Origin of the sequence: Streptomyces flavofungini (genome assembly GCF_014650815.1) — a bacterium.
Taxonomy (GTDB): domain Bacteria; phylum Actinomycetota; class Actinomycetes; order Streptomycetales; family Streptomycetaceae; genus Streptomyces; species Streptomyces flavofungini.
The window spans coordinates 384190-403283 of record NZ_BMVR01000006.1; the positions used below are offsets into that span (position 1 = coordinate 384190).

15 protein-coding genes are annotated in these 19094 nt (G+C 73.3%); 8 read left to right on the plus strand and 7 right to left on the minus strand.

All coding sequences use genetic code 11. The features are described from left to right. Positions 1-4: 4 nt before the first annotated feature. The 4 genes from IE274_RS18175 to rsmH form a co-directional block, all read right to left on the minus strand. Positions 5-1717: a UDP-N-acetylmuramoyl-L-alanyl-D-glutamate--2,6-diaminopimelate ligase gene (locus tag IE274_RS18175; protein WP_372447013.1), complete on the minus strand. Its 1713-nt coding sequence runs from the start codon at positions 1715-1717 to the stop codon at positions 5-7. Positions 1718-1743: 26 nt separating this feature from the next. Further along, on the minus strand, positions 1744-3762 hold the full coding sequence (locus IE274_RS18180) for a peptidoglycan D,D-transpeptidase FtsI family protein (protein WP_190116832.1): 2019 nt from the start codon (positions 3760-3762) through the stop codon (positions 1744-1746). A 5-nt stretch (positions 3763-3767) separates the two neighbouring features. Beyond that, positions 3768-4400, minus strand: a complete 633-nt coding sequence (gene ftsL, locus IE274_RS18185) for a cell division protein FtsL (protein WP_190116833.1) — start codon at positions 4398-4400, stop codon at positions 3768-3770. 74 nt (positions 4401-4474) lie between these two features. Continuing rightward, entirely contained in the window at positions 4475-5431 is a 957-nt protein-coding gene (gene rsmH / locus IE274_RS18190) for a 16S rRNA (cytosine(1402)-N(4))-methyltransferase RsmH (protein ID WP_190116834.1), read from the minus strand. Between the two features lie 425 nt (positions 5432-5856). On the opposite strand from rsmH, the gene IE274_RS18195 reads away from it, so the two are divergent. From IE274_RS18195 to IE274_RS18210, 4 genes are all read left to right on the plus strand, one after another. Further along, complete coding sequence (locus IE274_RS18195; RefSeq protein WP_190116835.1) at positions 5857-6483, plus strand: beta-class carbonic anhydrase; 627 nt, start codon at positions 5857-5859, stop codon at positions 6481-6483. A 253-nt stretch (positions 6484-6736) separates the two neighbouring features. Beyond that, the gene (locus IE274_RS18200) at positions 6737-7753 is read left to right on the plus strand and encodes an AAA family ATPase (protein WP_190116836.1); all 1017 of its coding nucleotides are present in this window, start codon (positions 6737-6739) and stop codon (positions 7751-7753) included. Next, positions 7753-9111 carry a DUF58 domain-containing protein gene (locus IE274_RS18205; protein ID WP_190116837.1) on the plus strand — a complete coding sequence of 453 codons (1359 nt, stop codon included), beginning with the start codon at positions 7753-7755 and terminating at the stop codon, positions 9109-9111. The genes IE274_RS18200 and IE274_RS18205 overlap by 1 nt, the downstream gene beginning before the upstream one ends. 103 nt (positions 9112-9214) lie before the next feature. Continuing rightward, positions 9215-11629 (plus strand): transglutaminase TgpA family protein, encoded by a 2415-nt coding sequence (locus IE274_RS18210; protein WP_190116838.1) that lies wholly within the window; start codon positions 9215-9217, stop codon positions 11627-11629. A 308-nt stretch (positions 11630-11937) separates the two neighbouring features. On the opposite strand, the gene IE274_RS18215 is transcribed toward IE274_RS18210, so the two are convergent. From IE274_RS18215 to IE274_RS18225, 3 genes are all read right to left on the minus strand, one after another. Continuing rightward, positions 11938-12363 (minus strand): SCO2097 family morphological protein, encoded by a 426-nt coding sequence (locus tag IE274_RS18215; RefSeq protein ID WP_190116839.1) that lies wholly within the window; start codon positions 12361-12363, stop codon positions 11938-11940. A 301-nt stretch (positions 12364-12664) separates the two neighbouring features. After that, a complete protein-coding gene (locus IE274_RS18220; protein ID WP_190116840.1) occupies positions 12665-13525 on the minus strand; it encodes a methyltransferase in 861 nt (286 codons plus the stop codon). 181 nt (positions 13526-13706) lie between these two features. Continuing rightward, entirely contained in the window at positions 13707-14234 is a 528-nt protein-coding gene (locus tag IE274_RS18225; protein WP_190116841.1) for an SAV_6107 family HEPN domain-containing protein, read from the minus strand. Positions 14235-14420: 186 nt separating this feature from the next. Here IE274_RS18225 and IE274_RS18230 point away from each other — a divergent pair, with 186 nt between their 5' ends. The 4 genes from IE274_RS18230 (at position 14421) to IE274_RS18245 (ending at position 19006) form a co-directional block, all read left to right on the plus strand. Continuing rightward, a complete protein-coding gene (locus IE274_RS18230) occupies positions 14421-15272 on the plus strand; it encodes an ATP-binding cassette domain-containing protein (protein WP_190116842.1) in 852 nt (283 codons plus the stop codon). After that, positions 15244-17328 carry a YhgE/Pip family protein gene (locus tag IE274_RS18235; RefSeq protein WP_190116843.1) on the plus strand — a complete coding sequence of 695 codons (2085 nt, stop codon included), beginning with the start codon at positions 15244-15246 and terminating at the stop codon, positions 17326-17328. Before IE274_RS18230 ends, IE274_RS18235 begins: the two co-directional genes overlap by 29 nt. 29 nt (positions 17329-17357) lie before the next feature. Beyond that, on the plus strand, positions 17358-17975 hold the full coding sequence (locus tag IE274_RS18240; protein ID WP_190116844.1) for a TetR/AcrR family transcriptional regulator: 618 nt from the start codon (positions 17358-17360) through the stop codon (positions 17973-17975). Between the two features lie 422 nt (positions 17976-18397). Beyond that, on the plus strand, positions 18398-19006 hold the full coding sequence (locus IE274_RS18245; protein ID WP_190116845.1) for a DUF4126 domain-containing protein: 609 nt from the start codon (positions 18398-18400) through the stop codon (positions 19004-19006). Positions 19007-19094: the final 88 nt, after the last annotated feature.

The following is a 19094-nucleotide window of genomic DNA, read 5'->3' on the forward strand; positions in this document are numbered from 1 at the left end:
AACTTCATCCCTGGGTTTGCTCGATAGCTTCGCGAAGCACCAGGCGGTCGTCGAAGGGACGGACCACCCCGGCGATGTCCTGGCCCTGTTCGTGTCCCTTGCCCGCGACCAGGACGGTGTCCCCGGGCTCGGCGCGGGCGACGGCCGCGCGGATGGCTGCTGCCCGGTCCTCGAAGACGGCGACGTCGCCGCGCTCGTGGGCGGGTACCTCGGCGGCGCCCGCGAGCATCGTCGCGAGGATGGCGAGGGGGTCCTCGCCGCGGGGGTTGTCGGAGGTGAGTACGGCGGTGTCGGCGAGCCGGGCCGCGGCCGCGCCCATCGGCCTGCGCTTGGTCTGGTCGCGGTCGCCGCCGCAGCCGAGCACGATGACGAGGCGGCCCTCGGTGACCTTGCGCAGCGCGCGCAGGACCGACTCGACGGCGTCCGTCTTGTGGGCGTAGTCCACGACGGCGAGGTAGTCCTGTCCGGCGTCGACGCGCTCCAGGCGGCCGGGGACACCCGGCACGGCCGCGACGCCGTCGGCGGCCTGCTGCGGGTCGATCCCGGCGACGGCCAGCGACACGATCGCGGCGAGGGTGTTGGCGACGTTGAAGGGTCCGGCGAGCGGCGAGCGGGCGGCGATCCGCTCGCCCTTGGGGCCGACGGCGGTGAACGTGGAGTCCAGCGGCCCGACTTCGACGTCCTCCGCGCGCCAGTCGGCGTCCGGGTGGCCCTCGGCGGAGAAGCTGGTGACGGGGACCTCGGACTCGGTGACGAGGCGGCGCCCGTACTCGTCGTCGAGGTTGACCACGCCGAGCCGGGCGCGCCGTTGGGTGAACAGCTGCGCCTTGGCCCGGAAGTAGTCCTCCATGTCGGAGTGGAACTCCATGTGCTCCGGGCTGAGGTTGTTGAAGACGGCGACGTCGAAGACGCAGCCGTCGACCCGGCCGAGCACGAGCGCGTGGCTGGAGACCTCCATCGCGACCGCCTCGACGCCGCGCTCGCGCATCACCGCGAACAGCGCCTGCAGATCGGTCGCTTCGGGCGTGGTGCGCTCCGACTTGATGCGCTCCTCGCCGATGCGCGTCTCGACGGTGCCGATGAGCCCGGTGGCGCGGACGGCCTTCAGACCGCCCTCGATGAGGTACGCCGTCGTGGTCTTGCCCGACGTGCCGGTGATGCCGATCTGCAGCAGGTCGCGGCCCGGACGGCCGTACACCGTCGCGGCCAGCTCGCCCATGCTGCCGCGCGGGTCGGCGACGACGAACACCGGCAGGCCGGTGGCGGCGGCGCGGTCGGCGCCGGTCGGGTCGGTGAGGATCGCGGCGGCACCGAGGTCGGCGGCCTGGGCCACGAAGTCGGCGCCGTGCATGCGGGCGCCGGGCAGGGCCGCGTAGATGTCGCCGGGGCGCACCGCGCGCGAGTCGTGGGTGATCCCGGTGATGGCGGCGTCCGTGCCCGGGGCCGCGGCCCCCAGCTGATCGGCGAGCTCCGCGAGGGGGGTGGCGGAGACCTGGGTCGGCCTCGGCGGTCCCGGGTAGGTCACGGGAGCGTCCTTCTGGGTGGTTTGGGACTGATCAGCGTGTGGCACGGCGGTGAGCGTACCGGGCGCACCCCCGTTGGGGCCAAAAGGCAGGGGGCCACGCGCGGTGGGGTCGGGCGGGGGCACCGGCGGCCGAGGAGTGGCGGCACGGTGTGTCGCGGGCCGGTTCCCCGGGTCCGGGGTGATGGTCGTCACGGGCTGTTCCTGTCCGGGTCCGTGCCCTAGCCGCCGTTCGCGGGTCGGCCGGGGGTTTCCGGCTTGCCGGGGTCGAACGTCACCGGGAGCGGGGCGGGGGCCTTGCCGGTGGGCGGGGCCTGGAGGGTCTTGAGGGCGAACTGCATGACCTTCTTGTAGATGGGGCCGCAGATCTGGCCGCCGAAGTAGCTGCCCTTCGTGGCGTTCTGGATGACGCAGTAGACGGTGACGCGCGGCTTGTCGGCGGGCGCGAAGCCGGCGAAGGACGAGGTGTAGCCGCGGTAGCGGCCGGTCTGGGGGTCGACCCGGTTGGCCGTGCCGGTCTTGCCCGCGACGCGGTAGCCGGGGATGCGGGCCTTGGTGCCGGTGCCTTCCTCGTCGTCGACGACGGACTCCAGCATCCGCGCGACGGTCCGCGCGGTCTCGGCGCTGACCACGCGGGTCTTCTTCGGCGCGGGCGCGGGCGTGAAGCGGCCGTCGGGCCCCTTGGTGCCGCGCACCAGCGTCGGCTCGACGCGGACGCCGCCGTTGGCGATGGTCGAGTACACGGACGCCGCCTGCATGGCGTTGATGGAGACGCCCTGGCCGAAGGGGATCGTGAACTGCTGCGAGGTGGACCACTTGTCGGGCGGCGCGAGGATGCCGGAGGTCTCGCCGGGGAAGCCGAGCCCGGTCTCCTTGCCGATGCCGAACTTCCGCAGGTACGCGTAGAGGCTTCGGTTGACCTCCCGCTGCGTCTTGCCGAGTTCGCCGGTGGCGAGGATGGTGCCGATGTTGCTGGACTTGGCGAGCACGCCGTTGAGCGTGAGGTACCAGGTCGGGTGGTCGATGTCGTCCTGGAAGAGGCGGTCGCCGCGGTGCAGGCGGTTGGGCACGGTCACCCGGGTGCCCGGCGTTGCCGCGTTCTCCTCCAGGACGGCGGCCATCGACATCACCTTGGCGGTGGAGCCGGGTTCGTAGGCGTCCTGGAGGGCCGCGTTGCCGAGGCTGGCGCTGCGGGCCTGGGCGAGGTTGTTGGGGTCGAAGCCGGGCGCGTTGGCCATGGCGAGGACCTCACCGGTGCGGGTGTCCTGCACCAGTACGTAGCCGCGGTCCGCCTTGGACTTCCTGACCTGCTCGGTGATGGCGTCCTGCGCGGCCCACTGGATGTCGCGGTCTATGGTCAGCTCGACGTCCGAGCCGGGCACCGCGGGCTTCTCGGTGCTGCCCGCAGTGGGCACCTGGCGGCCGCCGGACTGGGCGTAGCGGATCTCGCCCTGCTTGCCCGCGAGTTGCTTGTCGAGCTGCTGCTCGATGCCGCCGCCGCCCTTGCCGTCGGCGTTGACCCAGCCCAGTATCCCGGCGGCCAGGCCGTCGTTGGGGTACACGCGCTTGCTGGTGGGCACGGCGAAGACGCCCGAGAGGACGTTGACCGCCTTGGGGTCGGCGCTCGCCTTGTCCGCGAGCGCGGCACGCAGGTCCTTGATCTGCTTCCAGACCTGCGGTGCCTGGCGGCGGGCCAGCAGCGTGAAGCGCGTCTTGGGCGTCCGGAGCTTCTTGGCGAGCTGGTCGACGTCCTCGTCGAGGATCGGCGCGAGCAGCCCGGCGGCCTGCTCGGGCGCGTCGCCGGTCTTCGTCTCCTTGGGCGTGAAGAGGGTGGGGTCGGCGGTGATGTCGTACGCGTCCACGCTGGTGGCGAGTTCGACGCCGCTCCGGTCGGTGATGGCCCCGCGCTCGGCGGCCAGCTTGTGGCTGGAGTACCGGTTCTTCTCGGCCTTGGCGGCGTAGGTGTCGGCGTCCACGGCCTGCACCTGGAACAGCCGCACCACGAACGCCAGCATCACCAGGGTCAGGCCGAGGCTGACCATGCGCAGCCGTGGCCGCGGGCTGCCCAGGCGGATGGTCTTGGCCTGGGGCGCCTTCGGCGGCCTGGATCCGGCCGGGCGGGGGCCGCGCGAGGCGGGCGGGCGCGCTCCGGGACCCGGCCCGCTCCGGCCGCCGGGGCGGGCGGGCCGCGCCGGGCCGGGGACCCGGCGCCGTGGGGGTGGCGGTTGGCGGTCCGTCACTTACGTCACCTGCCGGGGGTCGTGGGGGCGGGCCTCGCGGGAGCGGCCGGGGGTGGGGGCGGTGCGGGGGACTGCCGGGTGTCCGGGGGCGCGGCGGGGGCCTGGGGGGTCGCCGGGGGCCGCGGGCCGGGGGGCGTGCCGGGGCCGGTGGGGGCGCTCGGGGAGGCCGCCGCGGTGGGCTCCGGCACGGGGGCGGCCGGGGGCTGGGTGGCCGGGGGCGGCGCGGAGACGGGGACGGGGCGGCGGGCCGCGGACTCGCGGACGGCGGAGGAGCCGGGGGCGACGCCGGGCTTGCCGCGGACGGTGCCGTCGGGGTTCAGGAAGGCGGGGTCGCCGCCGGGGACCAGGCCCAGCTCGCGGGCGCGGCGCTGCAGGGCGTCCGGGGCGGCGTACTCGTCGACGTCCTTCTGGAGCTCCTGCTCCTCGTCGGTGAGCTCCTGCGTCTCCTTCTTCAGCTTGGTGAGCTGGAACGAGCCCTCGTTCAGCGAGGAGTTGAGGATGAGGAGCGTGATGAGGCCGCCGCCGAGGAGCAGCACCACCAGGAGCACGAAGGGCGTGCGCGCGGCCTGGCTCGGCCCGCCGGGCAGCAGCCGGGCGAGCCGCGCGGCCCTCCCCCGCAGCTCGGGCTTCTTGCTCATGCGGCCTCCTCGCTGACGCGGCTCACGGGGCCTCTTCGGCGAGGCCGCTCACGGGGCTTGTCTCCTGCGGTCGCTCACAGGGCTTCCTCGCGGATGCGCTGCGCACCCCGCAGCCGTGCCGGGGCGGCCCGGCGGTTCTCGGCGATCTCTTCCTCGGTGGGCAGTTCGGCGCCGCGGGTGAGGAGCTTGAGCCGCGGCTGGTACTGCTCGGGCACGATCGGCAGGCCAGGCGGCGCGGTGTTCGCGGCGCCCGCCGCGAACACCTGCTTGACCAGGCGGTCCTCCAGCGAGTGGTACGAGAGGACGGCGATGCGGCCGCCGACGGCGAGCGCCTTGACGGCGTCCGGGATGGCCCGCTCCAGGACGCTCAACTCGCCGTTGACCTCGATGCGCAGGGCCTGGAACGTGCGCTTGGCCGGGTTGCCGCCGGTGCGCTTGGCGGCCTGCGGCAGGGAGTCGCGGATCAGCTCGACGAGCCGGGCACTGTTGCTGAACGGCTCCTTCTCGCGCTCGCGCACGACGGCGGAGACGATCCGCTTGGCCTGCTTCTCCTCGCCGTACGCCCGCAGGATCCGCACGAGTTCACCGGGCGGGTAGGTGTTGAGGACCTCGGCGGCGCTGACGCCGGTCGTCTGGTCCATGCGCATGTCGAGGGGGGCGTCCTGGGCGTAGGCGAAGCCCCGGTCGGCCTCGTCGAGCTGCATGGAGGAGACGCCGAGGTCGAACAGGACGCCCTGGACGCGCGGGATGCCGAGCCGCTCGAGCACGTCGGGCAGCTCGTCGTAGACCGCGTGCACCAGGGTGGCGCGGTCGCCGTAGGGGGCGAGCCGCTCGCCGGACAGGCGCAACGCCTCCTTGTCGCGGTCGAGGGCGACGAGGCGGGCCGAGGGGAACGCGGCGAGCAGTGCCTCGCTGTGGCCGCCGAGGCCGAGGGTGCAGTCGACGACCACCGCTCCCGGCTCCGCGAGCGCCGGGGCCAACAGGTCCAGGCACCGCTGGAGCATCACCGGGACATGGCGGGCAGAACTCAATGCACCCTCTCAGGGTCCGGCGCGGGTGTCGTACGCACAGCCGGGTCCCCGCCCGCTCATGAAGGGGAATCCGGCCCGCCGGCGCCGGGGAAGTGGCGTCGGCCGACCGGGAGCGGGAGGAGGCCGAGCCGTACGTACGCGCCGCGCACGTGGGGACTCAAGAAATCTCCGGAACGGTCCGGTTGCGAAGCTCCGGGCCGGTCCAGCGGGAAGCGGACTCCACTCCCGCTTCGCGTCACTTTAGTCCACCCTGTCTCGCGGTCAATCAACCGGCCTGCGCGGCGCGGCCCGGCCCTTCGGGAGGCCGTCGTCCGCGCGGCGTCACCGGTTCGGCCGCGCTCCGTGTCACCGGTTCGGCCGCGCTCCGTGTCACCGGTTCGGCCGCACCTGGCGCGACCTTGTGGGTTACCTCACAACAACGCCCTATGGCGTTCTTTGTCCGCTCTCACAGCAGGCCCACACAGCGCGTGACCACTACCGTCATAGTCATGACGACTTCCGCATCACTCCCCGCAGATCCCGAAGGCGCCATACGCACGAGCGGCGTATCCGAAGGCGGCACGGTCACCGACCGTCTCGTCGAGGCCAACGAGCGCTACGCCGCCGACTTCACCGACCCGGGCATGGACGCGCGCCCCGTGCTGCGCGTCGCTGTAGTCGCCTGTATGGACGCCCGGCTCGACCTGCACGACGCCCTCGGCCTCGAACTGGGCGACTGCCACACGATCCGCAACGCGGGCGGTGTGGTCACCGATGACGTGATCCGTTCCCTGACCATCAGCCAGCGGGCGCTCGGCACCCGCAGCGTGGTCCTCATCCACCACACCGGCTGCGGCCTGGAGTCCCTCACCGAGGAGTTCCGGCACGACCTGGAGATGGAGGTCGGCCAGCGGCCCGCGTGGGCGGTGGAGTCGTTCCGCGACGTCGACCAGGACGTGCGCCAGTCCATGCAGCGCGTGCGGACCTCGCCGTTCCTCGTGCACAGCGACGACGTCCGCGGTTTCGTCTTCGACGTGAAGACGGGACTCCTCCGCGAGATCGACCCTGCGTGACCGTCTCCTGTTGGGTACCGGACAATCTCCGGTACCCAAAAGGCGACAAGCCCCGACATATCGCCGCCAGTTGTCCACAGGCGAGTGACACGAACCGGTAAGCCCAACAAGAATGCCTGTGTGGCGTCGCGCTGAACCATTCACGCGTGGCGTCCGTGTTTCGGGGTGGGCCGGTCCGCACGCGAGCGTCGGCCCGGGAAAAGAAGGAACCTGTGCTCCTTGCCGAGCGTGGGGAAGGGCCGAGGAGGGCCGGGTGACGACCTATGACGATCGAGCGAGCCTCACAGATCTGACCACGACCGCGGAGCGTGTCCGCAGGTCGATCGAGGGTGTGATCGAGGGCAAGCCGGAGGTCGTACGGCTTTCGCTGACCGTGCTCCTGGCGGAGGGGCACCTGCTCATCGAGGATGTACCGGGCGTGGGCAAGACCATGCTCGCCAAGGCGCTGGCGCGGTCCATCGACTGCTCGGTGCGGCGTATCCAGTTCACGCCGGACCTGCTGCCGTCGGACATCACGGGCGTGTCCATCTGGGACCAGCAGCGCCGTGACTTCGAGTTCAAACCGGGTGCGATCTTCGCGCAGATCGTCATCGGCGACGAGATCAACCGCGCGTCTCCGAAGACGCAGTCGGCGCTCCTGGAGTCCATGGAGGAGCGCCAGGTCACCATCGACGGGCAGACGTACGAACTGCCCAGCCCGTTCATGGTGGTGGCCACGCAGAACCCGGTCGAGATGGAGGGCACCTATCCGCTGCCCGAGGCGCAGCGCGACCGCTTCATGGCGCGCGTCTCGATCGGCTATCCGGCCCCGGAGGCCGAGCTGCAGATGCTGGACGTGCACGGCGGCGTCTCGCCGCTCGACGACCTCCAGCCGGTGGCGCACGCGCACGACATGGTCAAGCTCATCGACGCGGTCCGCACGGTCCACGTCGCCGACTCCGTGCGCAGATACGCCGTCGACCTGGTCTCGGCCACCCGCAGCCACCCGGACCTGAGACTGGGCGCCTCCCCGCGCGCGACGCTGCACCTGCTGCGCGCGGCCAAGGCCTCCGCCGCCCTCAGCGGCCGCGAGTTCGCCCTGCCGGACGACGTGCAGGCCCTCGCCGTCGCGGTCCTCGCCCACCGCCTGCTGCCCACGGCCCAGGCACAGCTCAACCGGCGCACGGCCGAGGCCGTGGTCCTGGAGATCCTCCAGCGCACTCCCGTCCCGGCGACGCAACAGCCCGGCCAGGGCTTCTTCGGCCAGCCGCCCGGCTCGCGGAGGCTGTGATGGCCGCCGGGGGGCCGGGCGCGGGCGCCGAGGACGACCGGGGCGGCCTGCGCACGGCGCTCGCCGGCCTGACCACCCGCGGCCGGTCCTTCTTCGCCGCGGGCATCGCCGCCGCGGTGTGCGCCTACGTCCTCGGCCAGAGCGACCTGCTGCGGGTCGGCCTGCTCCTCGCGGTGCTCCCGCTGGTGTGCGCGGCCGTGCTCTACCGCACGCGCTACCGCGTCGCGGGCAGCCGCCGCCTCTCCCCCGCGCGCGTGCCCGCCGGTTCGGAGGCGCGCGTGCACCTGCGGATGGACAACGTCTCGCGGCTGCCCACGGGCCTGCTGATGCTCCAGGACCGGGTGCCCTACGTCCTCGGGCCGCGCCCCCGCTTCGTCCTCGACCGGGTCGAGGCGGGGGGCCGCCGCGAGGTGTCCTACCGGGTGCGCTCGGACCTGCGCGGCCGGTATCCGCTGGGACCGCTCCAGCTGCGCCTGACCGACCCGTTCGGCATGTGCGAGCTGACCCGCTCCTTCTCCACGTACGACACCCTGACGGTCGTCCCGCGCGTGGAGCCGCTGCCTCCGGTGCGGCTCACGGGCGAGGCCAAGGGGTACGGCGACGGACGGCACCGCTCGCTGGCGCTTGCCGGCGAGGACGACGTCATCCCGCGCGGGTACCGCTACGGCGACGACCTGCGCCGCGTCCACTGGCGCTCCACCGCGCGCTACGGCGAGCTGATGGTGCGCCGCGAGGAGCAGCCGCAGCGCTCGCGCTGCACGGTGCTCCTGGACACCCGGGACGTGGCCTACCAGGGCGCGGGCCCGGACTCGGCCTTCGAGTGGGCGGTGGCGGGCACCGCGTCCGCCCTGGTGCACATGCTCGAACGCGGCTTCTCGGTACGGCTCCTGACGGACACCGGCAACTCACTGCCCGGCGAGGGCGCGGACGGCTTCGCGGGCGCGAGCCAGGAGTCGGCGGACGCGGCCGGGCTCATGATGGACACGCTCGCCGTGATCGACCACTCGGACGGCGCGGGCCTCTCGCGCGCGTACGACGTGCTGCGCGGCGGGAACGAGGGCCTCCTGGTGGCCTTCCTCGGCGACCTGGACGACGAGCAGGCCGCGGTGATCGCCAAGATGCGCCAGCGCAGCGGCGCGGCGGTCGCCTTCGTCCTGGACAGTGCGGCCTGGACCCAGGGGCTGCCCCCGTCGGCGGCGGCGCACCACTCGGTGCGGCTCCTCAACGAGGCGGGCTGGACGGCGGTCGCGGTGCCTCCGGGAGTGGCCCTGGTCGACCTGTGGCGGCAGGCGGACCGCCTGCGCACCAGCACGGGTCCGGCACCGACGGCGGGGACGACGGCCGGGGGCTGGTCATGAGCGGGCGTGCCGGAGGCTCCGCGGGGGACGGCTCCGGAGGCGTACGGCCTCGGGACCGCCGGTACGACTACGAGGGGCTCTCGGTGAGCCCGGGGGGTGCTTCATGAGTGGGCGTACGCGGCTTGCGCTGTGTGCCACCGCCGCCACGCTGATGGCGTCGGGCGCGCTGCTGCCGCTCGTCGACACATCGGGCTGGCTGGTGCAGGTGGCGATCCTGCTGGCGCTGCAGAGCGGCGTCGGCGGGCTCGCCCGGCGGGTCCCGCTCGCGCGGCCGGTCACGGTGGCCGTGCAGGCCCTGGTGACACTGCTGCTCCTGACGCTGGTGTTCGCGCGGGAGCAGGCGATCGCCGGGGTGATCCCGGGGCCTGAGGTCTTCCAGCACTTCAGCACGCTGCTCGAGGCGGGCGGCGACGACGTCGGGCGGTACGCGATCCCGGCGCCGCTCACCGACGGCATCCGCCTGATGGTGGTCGGCGGTGTGCTCGTGGTCGGCCTGGTGGTGGACGCGCTCGCGGTGACGTTCCGCACGGCGGCCCCGGCCGGTCTGCCGCTGCTCGCCCTGTACTCGGTCGCGGCCGGGCTCTCCGGGGACGGCGCCGGGTGGCTGTGGTTCCTGCTCGCGGCGGCCGGGTACCTGCTGCTGCTCCTCGCCGAGGGCCGGGACCGGCTCTCGCAGTGGGGGCGGGTCTTCGGCGGCTCGGGGCACGCTCCCGGGCGGGTCACCGCCGGTCTGGACAACGAGGGCGGCGCCATCGCCCCGGTCCGCACCGGCCGCCGCATCGGCGCCGTCGCCCTGGGCATCGCCCTGGTCGTGCCGCTGGCGCTGCCCGCCCTCGACGGGGGTCTGCTCGACGGCTCGGGCGGGCCCGGGGGCGGCGACGGGGACGGCGGCGGCACGATCTCCGCGGTGAACCCGCTGGTCGCGCTCCAGGACAGCCTGAACCAGCCGGAGGACCGCGAGGTCATCTCGTACCGCACGAACGCCAAGAACACCCAGGACCTGTATCTGCGGATCGTCTCGCTCGACAAGTTCGACGGCACGACGTGGCGGACCACCGTCCGGGACATCTCGGATGTGCCGTCGCGCCTGCCGGACCCGCCGGGCCTGTCCCCCGACGTCCGGCGGACGGAGATCCAGACGAACATCTCCGCCGACGACCGCTACGCCCAGAACTGGCTGCCGATGCCGTACCCGGCCAGCCAGGTCCGCATCGACGGCCGCTGGCGGTACGAGCCGGTGGGCCGTGCCCTCGTCGGGGACCGCGGCCAGACCACGCGCGGCGCGCAGTACAGCGTCAACAGCCTGGTGGTGGAGCCGACGGCCGAGCAGCTGGCGTCGGCGCCCGCGCCGAGGTCGGACCTGGCCCGGGAGTTCACCAAGGTGCCGGGCTCGCTGCCGTCGGTGGTGGCGTCCACCGCGCGGGAGGTCACCGAGGGGTCGGCGAACGACTACGAGCGGGCGGTGAAGCTGCAGGACTGGTTCTCCTCGGAGGGCGGCTTCACGTACAACACGCAGGTCCGCGCGGGCAGCGGCCCGTCCGCGATCGCCCGCTTCCTGGACCAGAAGGAAGGCTTCTGCGTCCACTTCTCCTTCGCCATGGCCTCGATGGCCCGCACGCTCGGTATCCCGGCGCGCGTCGCGGTGGGCTTCACGCCGGGTTCCGCGCAGGCGAACGGCACGATGTCGGTCGGTCTGCGGGACGCCCACGCGTGGCCCGAGCTGTACTTCGAGGGCGTGGGCTGGACCCGCTTCGAGCCGACGCCGAACCGCGGCTCGGTACCCGAGTACACCCGCCAGGACACCCCGTCCGAGGACTCCGACGCGTCGGCCGTGCCCCAGCCGTCCACGTCGACGGCGCCGTCGCCGACGCCCTCGCAGTCCCAGGACTGCCCGCGCGACGTGCAGCAGCAGGGCGGCTGCACCAGCGCGATGCCGCAGCTCGCGGGCGGTTCCAGCGACGACGGTCCGCCGCTCGGCTGGATCATCGGCGGGGCACTCCTCGCGCTGATCGTCCTGGTCGTGCCCGCGCTGCCCATGCTGTGGCGGACCCGGGTGCGCGCGGTGCGGCTCGGCAGCGGCGGGCGCACGGAGGCGGACGCGGCCGCACGCACGCTCGCGGCCTGGCAGGAGGTCACCGACACCGCCTGGGACCACGGCATCACGCCGGACGAGTCCCAGACACCGCGGAAGGCGGCCGCCCGGATCGTCCGCGTCGGCGGGCTCGGCACGGGTCCCGCGGAGTCGGTCCACCGGGTGGCGGCCGCGGTGGAGCAGGTCCTGTACGCGCCACGGCCACAGCACGCGCCGGGCCTCGGGGACGATGTGCGCCGCCTGCGGGACGGGCTGCGCGCCTCCGCGACCCGGACGGCGCGGCTGCGGGCGACCGTCGCCCCGCGTTCGGCCGCCCGGGTGGTGTGGGCGGCGTCGGACCGCTGGGCGGCGCTGAGCACTCGCTGGTCAGGGTGGGTGGCCAGGCGCTGGGAGGCGCTGCGGAGGCCTGCTCGGCAAGGGGGCTGAGGGCTTCCGGCGGGGGCTGGGTCATCGGGGCTGGCCCCGGCTCCGGCCTCTCCGGCTTCGGCTTCAGCGGCTTCGGCTTCGGTCCCGTCCGGCCAGGTGTGGGGACAGCTGAGCGGCGCCCGGTCCATGGCCGGGCGCCGCTTCGTGGGGTCGCGTGGGCGCCGGGTGGGCGTGGACATGCGTGTGGGGGGTGACCGATGGAATTCGGTCACCCCCCACACGTATGTCGAGGAGGTCGGCGCGTGGACACGTTCGACGAGGCGCTGTGCGTCCGCGCGGGTGACGCCTGCGGGGCGCGGCCGGACGGGCTACTGGCCGCCCTGCTGTTCGTCCCTGCGGCGCTGCCAGCGCTGTTCGATGCGGTCCATCATGGAGCGGCGCTGCCTGGCCTGCTGTCGGCGGCCGGGTGGCGCGCCGCCGGGGCCCGTGGCCGCCGGGGCTCCGGGGGCCTGCTCACCGGGCTTGGGCGCCTTGCGCCAACCAGTGACGGCGAGCACCGCACACCCCAGCATGACGAGGAAGCCCACTACGCTCACCCAGATCAACTGGGCGACCATTCCGGCCATGAGAAGGGCAATGCCCACCAGGAAGCCCGCGACCGCTTGGTAGACCCGCTTCCGGGTGTACGTACGCAGCCCGCTTCCCTCAAGCGCTGTCGCGAACTTGGGATCTTCGGCGTACAGCGCTCGCTCCATCTGCTCGAGCATGCGCTGCTCGTGCTCCGAGAGCGGCACGGAGTCCTCCTCATCGTGCAGTCGCCGGGGCGACCGGGGGGTCCCCTTCAGGATAGGCAGGGAATCGCCCCCGTGAAACCCGCCCCTCTGCGCCAACTTCGCCAAACCGGACCGCCAGGTCGCTCCGGCTCGCTGAAGCCTGCATTCCCCAGCGGCCGGTCCGTCATGCCGGACGGTGTCCCTCGATCATACGGCGCCGGTAGCCCGTTCGGGGGGCCTGTGGCGTACTCCATGTGCGGCTGCGTCGCTGATCAGCGAGCCGTTCCCGGCCGCCCCAGGGGCCCCACAGGGCCGTCGGCGCTCAGGCCTCGCCGGTCGCGGTGCCCTCCGCCGCCCCGGGCGTCTCACCGAGCACATGCAGCTGGGTGGCCACGGAGTGGAACGCGGACAGCTCGGCGGCGGCGGCCTCCAGCTTGAGCAGGGCCTCCAGGGCGCCGGGCTCGGTGTCCACGAGCACGCCGGGGACCAGGTCGGCGAAGACGCGCACGCCGTGCACGGCACCGACGCGCAGGCCCGCGCCCGCGACCAGCTCGGCGAGCTGGTCGGCGGTGAAGCGGCGCGGCACCGGGTCGCCCTCGCCCCAGCGTCCGGCCGGGTCGTCGAGCGCGCGGCGGGCCTCGCTGAAGTGGCCGGCGAGGGCGCGGGCGAGCACGGCGCCGCCGAGGCCCGCGGCGAGCAGGCTCAGCACGCCGCCGGGGCGCAGGGCGCCGACCACGTTCCGCACGCCGTCGGCCGGGTCGTCCACGTATTCCAGGACGCCGTGGCAGAGCACGGCGTCGTACCCGCCGCGCTCGACCACGTCGAAGAGGCCGTGCACATCGCCCTGCACACCGCGCACGCGGTCGGCGACACCGGCCTCGGCGGCGCGGCGCTCCAGCGCGAACAGGGCGTTCGGGCTGGGGTCGACGACCGTGACGCGGTGGCCGAGGCGGGCGACGGGCACCGCGAAGTTGCCGCTGCCGCCGCCGGTGTCGAGCACGTCGAGGGCGGCCGCGCCGTCCGGCTCCTGCCCCGTGGCCTTGACCCGGCGGTCCAGGGCGTCCTTGAGGACGTCCCAGACCACGGCCGTACGGAGCGAAGCGCGCGGACGCGGGGGGTCGGAGCGCAGCGACGCCGTTTCGGGCTTGCGGGGGGAGACGGGCGGGCGCATCGGGTCCGACACGGCAGTTGACTCCTCGGCGCGGCTCCGCCTGATCTACGGCGGGCTGTTCGGTTGCGGGCGACCCCAGCCTATTGCCTTGGCGGCCGTGCCCCGTCATCCGTCCCACCGGGTCGGCCCGCACGCGTCCGTGCGGGTCAGCCCGCCTTCGGCCGTGGGTCGCGCCCGCGGATCCGCCCCCGGGTCAGCCGACGTCCGGCGGCTCCTTTCTCGGCTGGGGCAGCACGGGTTGAAGGACGAGCATGCGCTCGACCAGGCGCAGGAACATCGCCACGTCCCGCAGCAGGTCGTCGGCGTCGCGGACGGTGGCGGCGCCCTCGATGCCCGCCTCGGCGCGGGCCCTGCGGGCGGCGCCGGAGGCGAACAGAGCGCTCCACTCGGTCAGTTCGGGTGCTATCTCGGGGAGCACTTCCCAGGCGCTCCGGATGCGCTGCCTGCGGCGCGGGCTGAGCTCTGGGCGGCCGCGGGCGGCGAGAACCGCGGCGGCGGTGCGCAGGGCGGCGAGGTGGGCGGTGGCGTAGCGCTCGTTCGATGTGTCCAGGCGTGCCGCCTCGTCGAGCCCGGCGCGGGCCTGGGCGAGGAGTTCGAGGGCGGCGGGCGGGGCCGAGGCCCGGCGCAGCACCGGGTGGACGTCGCTGGCGGGACCGGTCAGTGAGGGGGCAGGGCCGAGGGCGCGGCGCCGGTGTGCGGCTGCGGCGTGAGAACTGGCCATGACGAACCTCCTGTCGTCTGTGTGACGGCGCAGTGGCCGTATGTGCCCATCGTGGAGTACGCCACTGACAATCCGCCCTGACCTGCTCTTTTGCCTCGTTCGAAGGTTCGCGATAGTTTTTGAACTGACCAGTCAGTTCAAAAACTCGGGCCCGCCGGGCTTCGAGGACTCGGACGAGGGGGGACCGTGGACGGTCCGCACGGCGCCGCCGTCAGCGCGGCGGGTTTCGGGCTCAAGGGACCGCGGGGCTGGGCGTTCCGCGGCATCGGGATCAAGGCCGAGCCCGGGGCGCTCATCGCGGTCGAGGGGCCGTCCGGCTCCGGCCGGACCTGTCTGCTGCTCGCCCTCACGGGGCGGATGCGGGCCACCGAGGGCACGGCGACCGTCGGCCGGTACCGGCTGCCCAAGCAGTTGGCCGCCGTGCGCCGGATCAGCGGGCTCGGGCCCGTCCCCGGCGTCACCGACCTCGACCCCGCCCTGACCGTGGCCGAGCACCTGCGCGAACGGGCCTTCCTGGAGCGGCGGTTCGAGGGCGCGCTGCGCGGGCTGCTGCGGCCGCGCAAGGAGCGGGCGACCGAGTCCCGGCTGCGGATCGACACGGCTCTGCGGGCCGCCGGGCTCGACGTCGAGGCGCTGCCCAAGGGCTCCCGGACCGCCGTACGCGATCTGGAACGGCTGGAGGCGCTGCGGCTCTCCGTGGCGCTCGCCCTGATCGCGCGGCCCCGGCTGCTCGGCGTCGACGACACCGACCTGAAGCTGTCGGACGCCGAACGGGATGCCGCCTGGGACCTGTTGAGGTCCATCGCCGCGAACGGCACGACCGTCGTGGCCGTGTGCAGTGCGGCTCCGGAGGACGCGGTCGTCGTATCGACCGCCCCGCGCGCGGACGCCGGCGTACGCCACGCGGGCAGCCCGGACGCCCTGGACACCCCGGACGCTCCGGACGCCCCAGGCACCCCGGACACCGGCAACGACGGACACCACACCGACGACGACAAGGAGACGGCCGATGCGGTCGCCGAAGCTCGCCGCGCTTGAGCTCAAGCGCTTCGGCAGGGGTCGGCTGCCCCGCGCGGCCCTCGTGGCGCTCCTGCTGCTGCCCCTGCTGTACGGGGCGCTGTACCTGTGGTCCTTCTGGGACCCGTACGGCCGCCTGGACAAGATCCCCGTGGCCCTCGTGAACGACGACAAGGGCGCCACCGTCGACGGCAAGAAGCTCACGGCGGGCGACGGCATCACCGAGCGGCTGCGCGACAGCAAGACCTTCGACTGGCACGAGGTGAGCGCCGCGGAGGCCCGCGACGGCGTCGAGGACGGCACGTACTACCTGTCGCTGACGATGCCGTCGGACTTCAGCAAGCGGGTGGGGTCCAGTTCGGGTGACGCGCCGGAGACGGGCGCCCTGCAGGTCCGCACGAACGACGCCAACAACTACATCGTCGGGCAGATCTCGCGGACGGTCTTCTCCGAGGTGCGCACGGCCGCCTCCACGAAGGCGTCGCGGAACATGCTCGACAAGATCTTCATCTCGTTCTCCGACATCCACGGCAAGACGCGGGAGGCCGCCAAGGGCGCCGACAAGCTCGAAGGCGGCATCGGGAAGGCCAAGAAGGGCTCCAAGGACCTCGTCGACGGCCTGAAGAACGCCAAGGACGGCAGCGGGGACCTCGCCTCGGGCGTACGGAAGCTGCACACCGGAGCGGGCGACCTGGAGGACGGCTCACGCCGCGTCGCGGACGGCACCCAGAAGCTGGCCGACCGCGTCAACGGCGACGCCGCCAAGGTGCGGCCGTACCTGAAGGACAACGGCAAGGTGCTCGGCGACAGCGCCCAGCTCGTCGCCGACTCCTCCCGCGCGGTGCGGCACAACCTGAGCACCCTCGTCGAGCGGGCTCCGAAGGCGGCGACCGAGGCCAAGGAGGCGTCGGCCGCCCTGAACGGCGTCTACGAAGAGCAGTGCCAAGGTACCGCCGATGCCCCCGCCTGGTGCCCGAAGCTGAAGAAGGCCAAGGAGGTCGCGGCCGACGTCTCGACCGTCTCGGCGGACGTGAACACGCTCGTCGCGGACCAGAACGGCGACCTGAAGAGCCTCGACACGAACCTCGCCACCCTCCAGAAGAAGGCCCAGGGCCTCGCCGACCGCGCCCCGCACCTGGACGAGAACCTGGAGAAGACCGTCCGGGACGTCAACGCGCTCAACACGGGCGCCGGAGACGTCGCCAAGGGCGCCAAGAAGCTGCACACGGGCCTCGGTACGGCCAAGACCGGCGCCACGGACCTGGACACGGGCGTCGGCAAGCTGAAGACCGGCGCGACCGACCTCGACGGCGGCATGTTCAAGCTGGCCGACGGCTCCCAGGAGCTCGCGGGCGGGCTGCACGACGGCGTCAAGAAGATCCCCGACTACGACAAGCAGGACCGCGACCGGCGCACCGACGTCATGGCCGACCCCGTGCAGCTCGCCTCGCAGTCGCTGCACAAGGCGCCCAACTACGGCACGGGCTTCGCCCCGTACTTCATCCCGCTGTCCCTGTGGGTCGGCGCGATGGTGGCGTACATGCTGATCCAGCCGCTCAACCGGCGCGCGCTCGCAGCGGGCGCCCCCGCCTGGCGCATCGCGCTCGCGGGCTGGCTCCCGGTGGCCGCCCTCGGCACGCTGCAAGTGGCGGCGCTGATGTCGGTCCTGCACTGGCGGCTCGGCCTGCAGATGGAGCGGGCGGCCGGGACGATCGGCTTCCTGATCCTGGTGACGGGCTGCTTCGCGGCGATCGTGCAGTGGCTGAACGCGCGCTTCGGAGCGGCCGGACGCATCCTCGTCCTCGCCTTCCTGATGCTCCAGTTGACCTCCGCGGGCGGCACCTATCCGGTGCAGACGAGCCCGACGTTCTTCGGCGCGATCCACCCGTACCTGCCGATGACGCACGTCGTGGACGCCCTGCGGCGGCTCATCACGGGCGGCGGTCTCGGCCCGGTGTGGACGGCGTGCGCGGTCCTGGCGGCGTTCACCGTGGGCGCCCTCGCGCTCACCGCCGTCTCCGCGCGCCGCAAGCAGGTGTGGACCCTGGACCGGCTGCATCCGGAGCTGAGCCTGTGAACGCCGCGGAACCTGTGAAAATCAAGCTCATGGAAAGCAGTGCGAGCAGCTCGCGGCGCGAGGCCACGCGGCAGAAGCTCTACGAAGCCGCCGTCACCCTCATCGCGGAACAGGGTTTCTCCGCCACGACAGTTGACGAGATCGCCGAGCGGGCGGGCGTCGCGAAAGGCACGGTCTACTACAACTTCGCCAGCAAATCGGTCCTCTTCGAAGAGCTGCTGCGGCACGGCGTCGGCCTGCTCACGGCATCCCTGAAGCAGGCCGCCGACGAGGCCACCCTGGAGGGCGGCCGCAACGTCGACGCCCTGGACGCGATGATCCGCGCGGGCCTCGTCTTCATCGACCGCTACCCGGCCTTCACCCAGCTCTACGTAGCCGAGCTGTGGCGCACCAACCGCGCCTGGCAGTCCACGCTCATGGTCGTGCGCCAGCAGGCCGTGGCCGTCGTCGAGGACGTGCTCCGCGCGGGCGTCGAGAACGGCGAGCTGAGCGAGGAGATCGACATCCCGCTGACGGCGGCCGCCCTCGTCGGCATGGTCCTGGTGGCGGCCCTGGACTGGCAGTCGTTCCAGCCGGAGCGCTCACTCGACGACGTGCACGCGGCGCTGTCGCGGCTGCTGCAGGGGCGGGTGAGCGGCGGGAGGTGACGGGGGCGCTCCTGGGCGCTGAGGGCTCGTACAGGGGGCACAGGGCCCGTCGGACACCGCGGGCTCGTTCACCCGTTCGCAGGCGTCACGCGGCGCCGATCCGGTGGGGCCTGGATGTCCCAGGCCCCACCGGACCGGCGCTTGTCGCATTCCCCCGCGCGACCCCCGTGGTCGTCCCCCGGTCGCCCCCGTGTCTCGCTCCCACCACGGGCGAGGCGGGAGGAGCGGCCAAGGGCGCCGCCCGGTTCCGCCGCCCCGTGTCGGCGGTGCCGGTGCCGCGCCCTTCTCCGTGCCCTCACTCTCCCGTCCCCGCAGGTCGGGTCCCATCCGTGCGCGTACTCATCTCCGTGCCTAGGTACGGATACTCAGACGTGGGTGTCCGTGCCCAGGCCGAATCGCGCCACGCTGGTTACGATCACGCCGTGTCCGTACTCCCCCTGGTGTTCACCAGTGGCTGGGCCAGCGGGATCAACGCCTACGCGGTGATCCTGCTCCTCGGTGTCTTCGGGGCCACGGGCCTGTCCGACGAGGTCCCGGAGTCGCTGCAGAGCCCCGGCGTCCTCATCACCGCGGGCGTGCTCTTCGCCTGCGAGGCCGTCGCCGACAAGATCCCGTACGTGGACTCGGTGTGGGACGCCGTCCACACGGTGATCCGGCCGACGTCCGGGGCGGTGGTGGGCGCGCTGCTGGCCGGGCAGAGCGGTTCGCTGTCGGACCTGGCGGCGGGCGCGGTGGGCGGGTCGACGGCCCTCGCGAGCCATGCCGTCAAGGCCGGGACGCGGATGGCGGTCAACACCTCCCCCGAGCCGTTCAGCAACCTCGTCCTGAGCACCGCCGAGGACCTCGGGGTCGGCGGGATCGTCAGCTTCGCGATGTTCCACCCCGAGGCCGCGGCGATCATCGCGGCCGTGCTGCTCGTCACCGGGCTCGTGCTGCTGCTCTTCCTCGCACACCGGATCCGGCGGTTCCTGCGGCGCCGGGCGCAGCGGCGGGAGGAGCGGAGGCTGGCGGCGGGGCGACCACCGGGCTGAGCGGGACGCGGCGTTGAGCGGGCCGCTGGGCTGAGCAGGCCGCTGGGCTGAGCGGGCCTCAGGGCTGAGCGGGCCTCAGGGCTGAGCG

Excerpts from the sequence above, each read along its gene's own strand:
- ftsL (WP_190116833.1), bottom strand. The coding sequence starts at position 4,400 with ATGAGCAAGAAGCCCGAGCTGCGGGGGAGGGCCGCGCGGCTCGCCCGG.
- IE274_RS18195 (WP_190116835.1), top strand. The coding sequence starts at position 5,857 with ATGGCGTTCTTTGTCCGCTCTCACAGCAGGCCCACACAGCGCGTGACC.
- IE274_RS18205 (WP_190116837.1), top strand. The coding sequence starts at position 7,753 with ATGGCCGCCGGGGGGCCGGGCGCGGGCGCCGAGGACGACCGGGGCGGC.
- IE274_RS18210 (WP_190116838.1), top strand. The coding sequence starts at position 9,215 with ATGAGTGGGCGTACGCGGCTTGCGCTGTGTGCCACCGCCGCCACGCTG.
- IE274_RS18225 (WP_190116841.1), bottom strand. The coding sequence starts at position 14,234 with ATGGCCAGTTCTCACGCCGCAGCCGCACACCGGCGCCGCGCCCTCGGC.
- IE274_RS18235 (WP_190116843.1), top strand. The coding sequence starts at position 15,244 with ATGCGGTCGCCGAAGCTCGCCGCGCTTGAGCTCAAGCGCTTCGGCAGG.
- IE274_RS18240 (WP_190116844.1), top strand. The coding sequence starts at position 17,358 with ATGGAAAGCAGTGCGAGCAGCTCGCGGCGCGAGGCCACGCGGCAGAAG.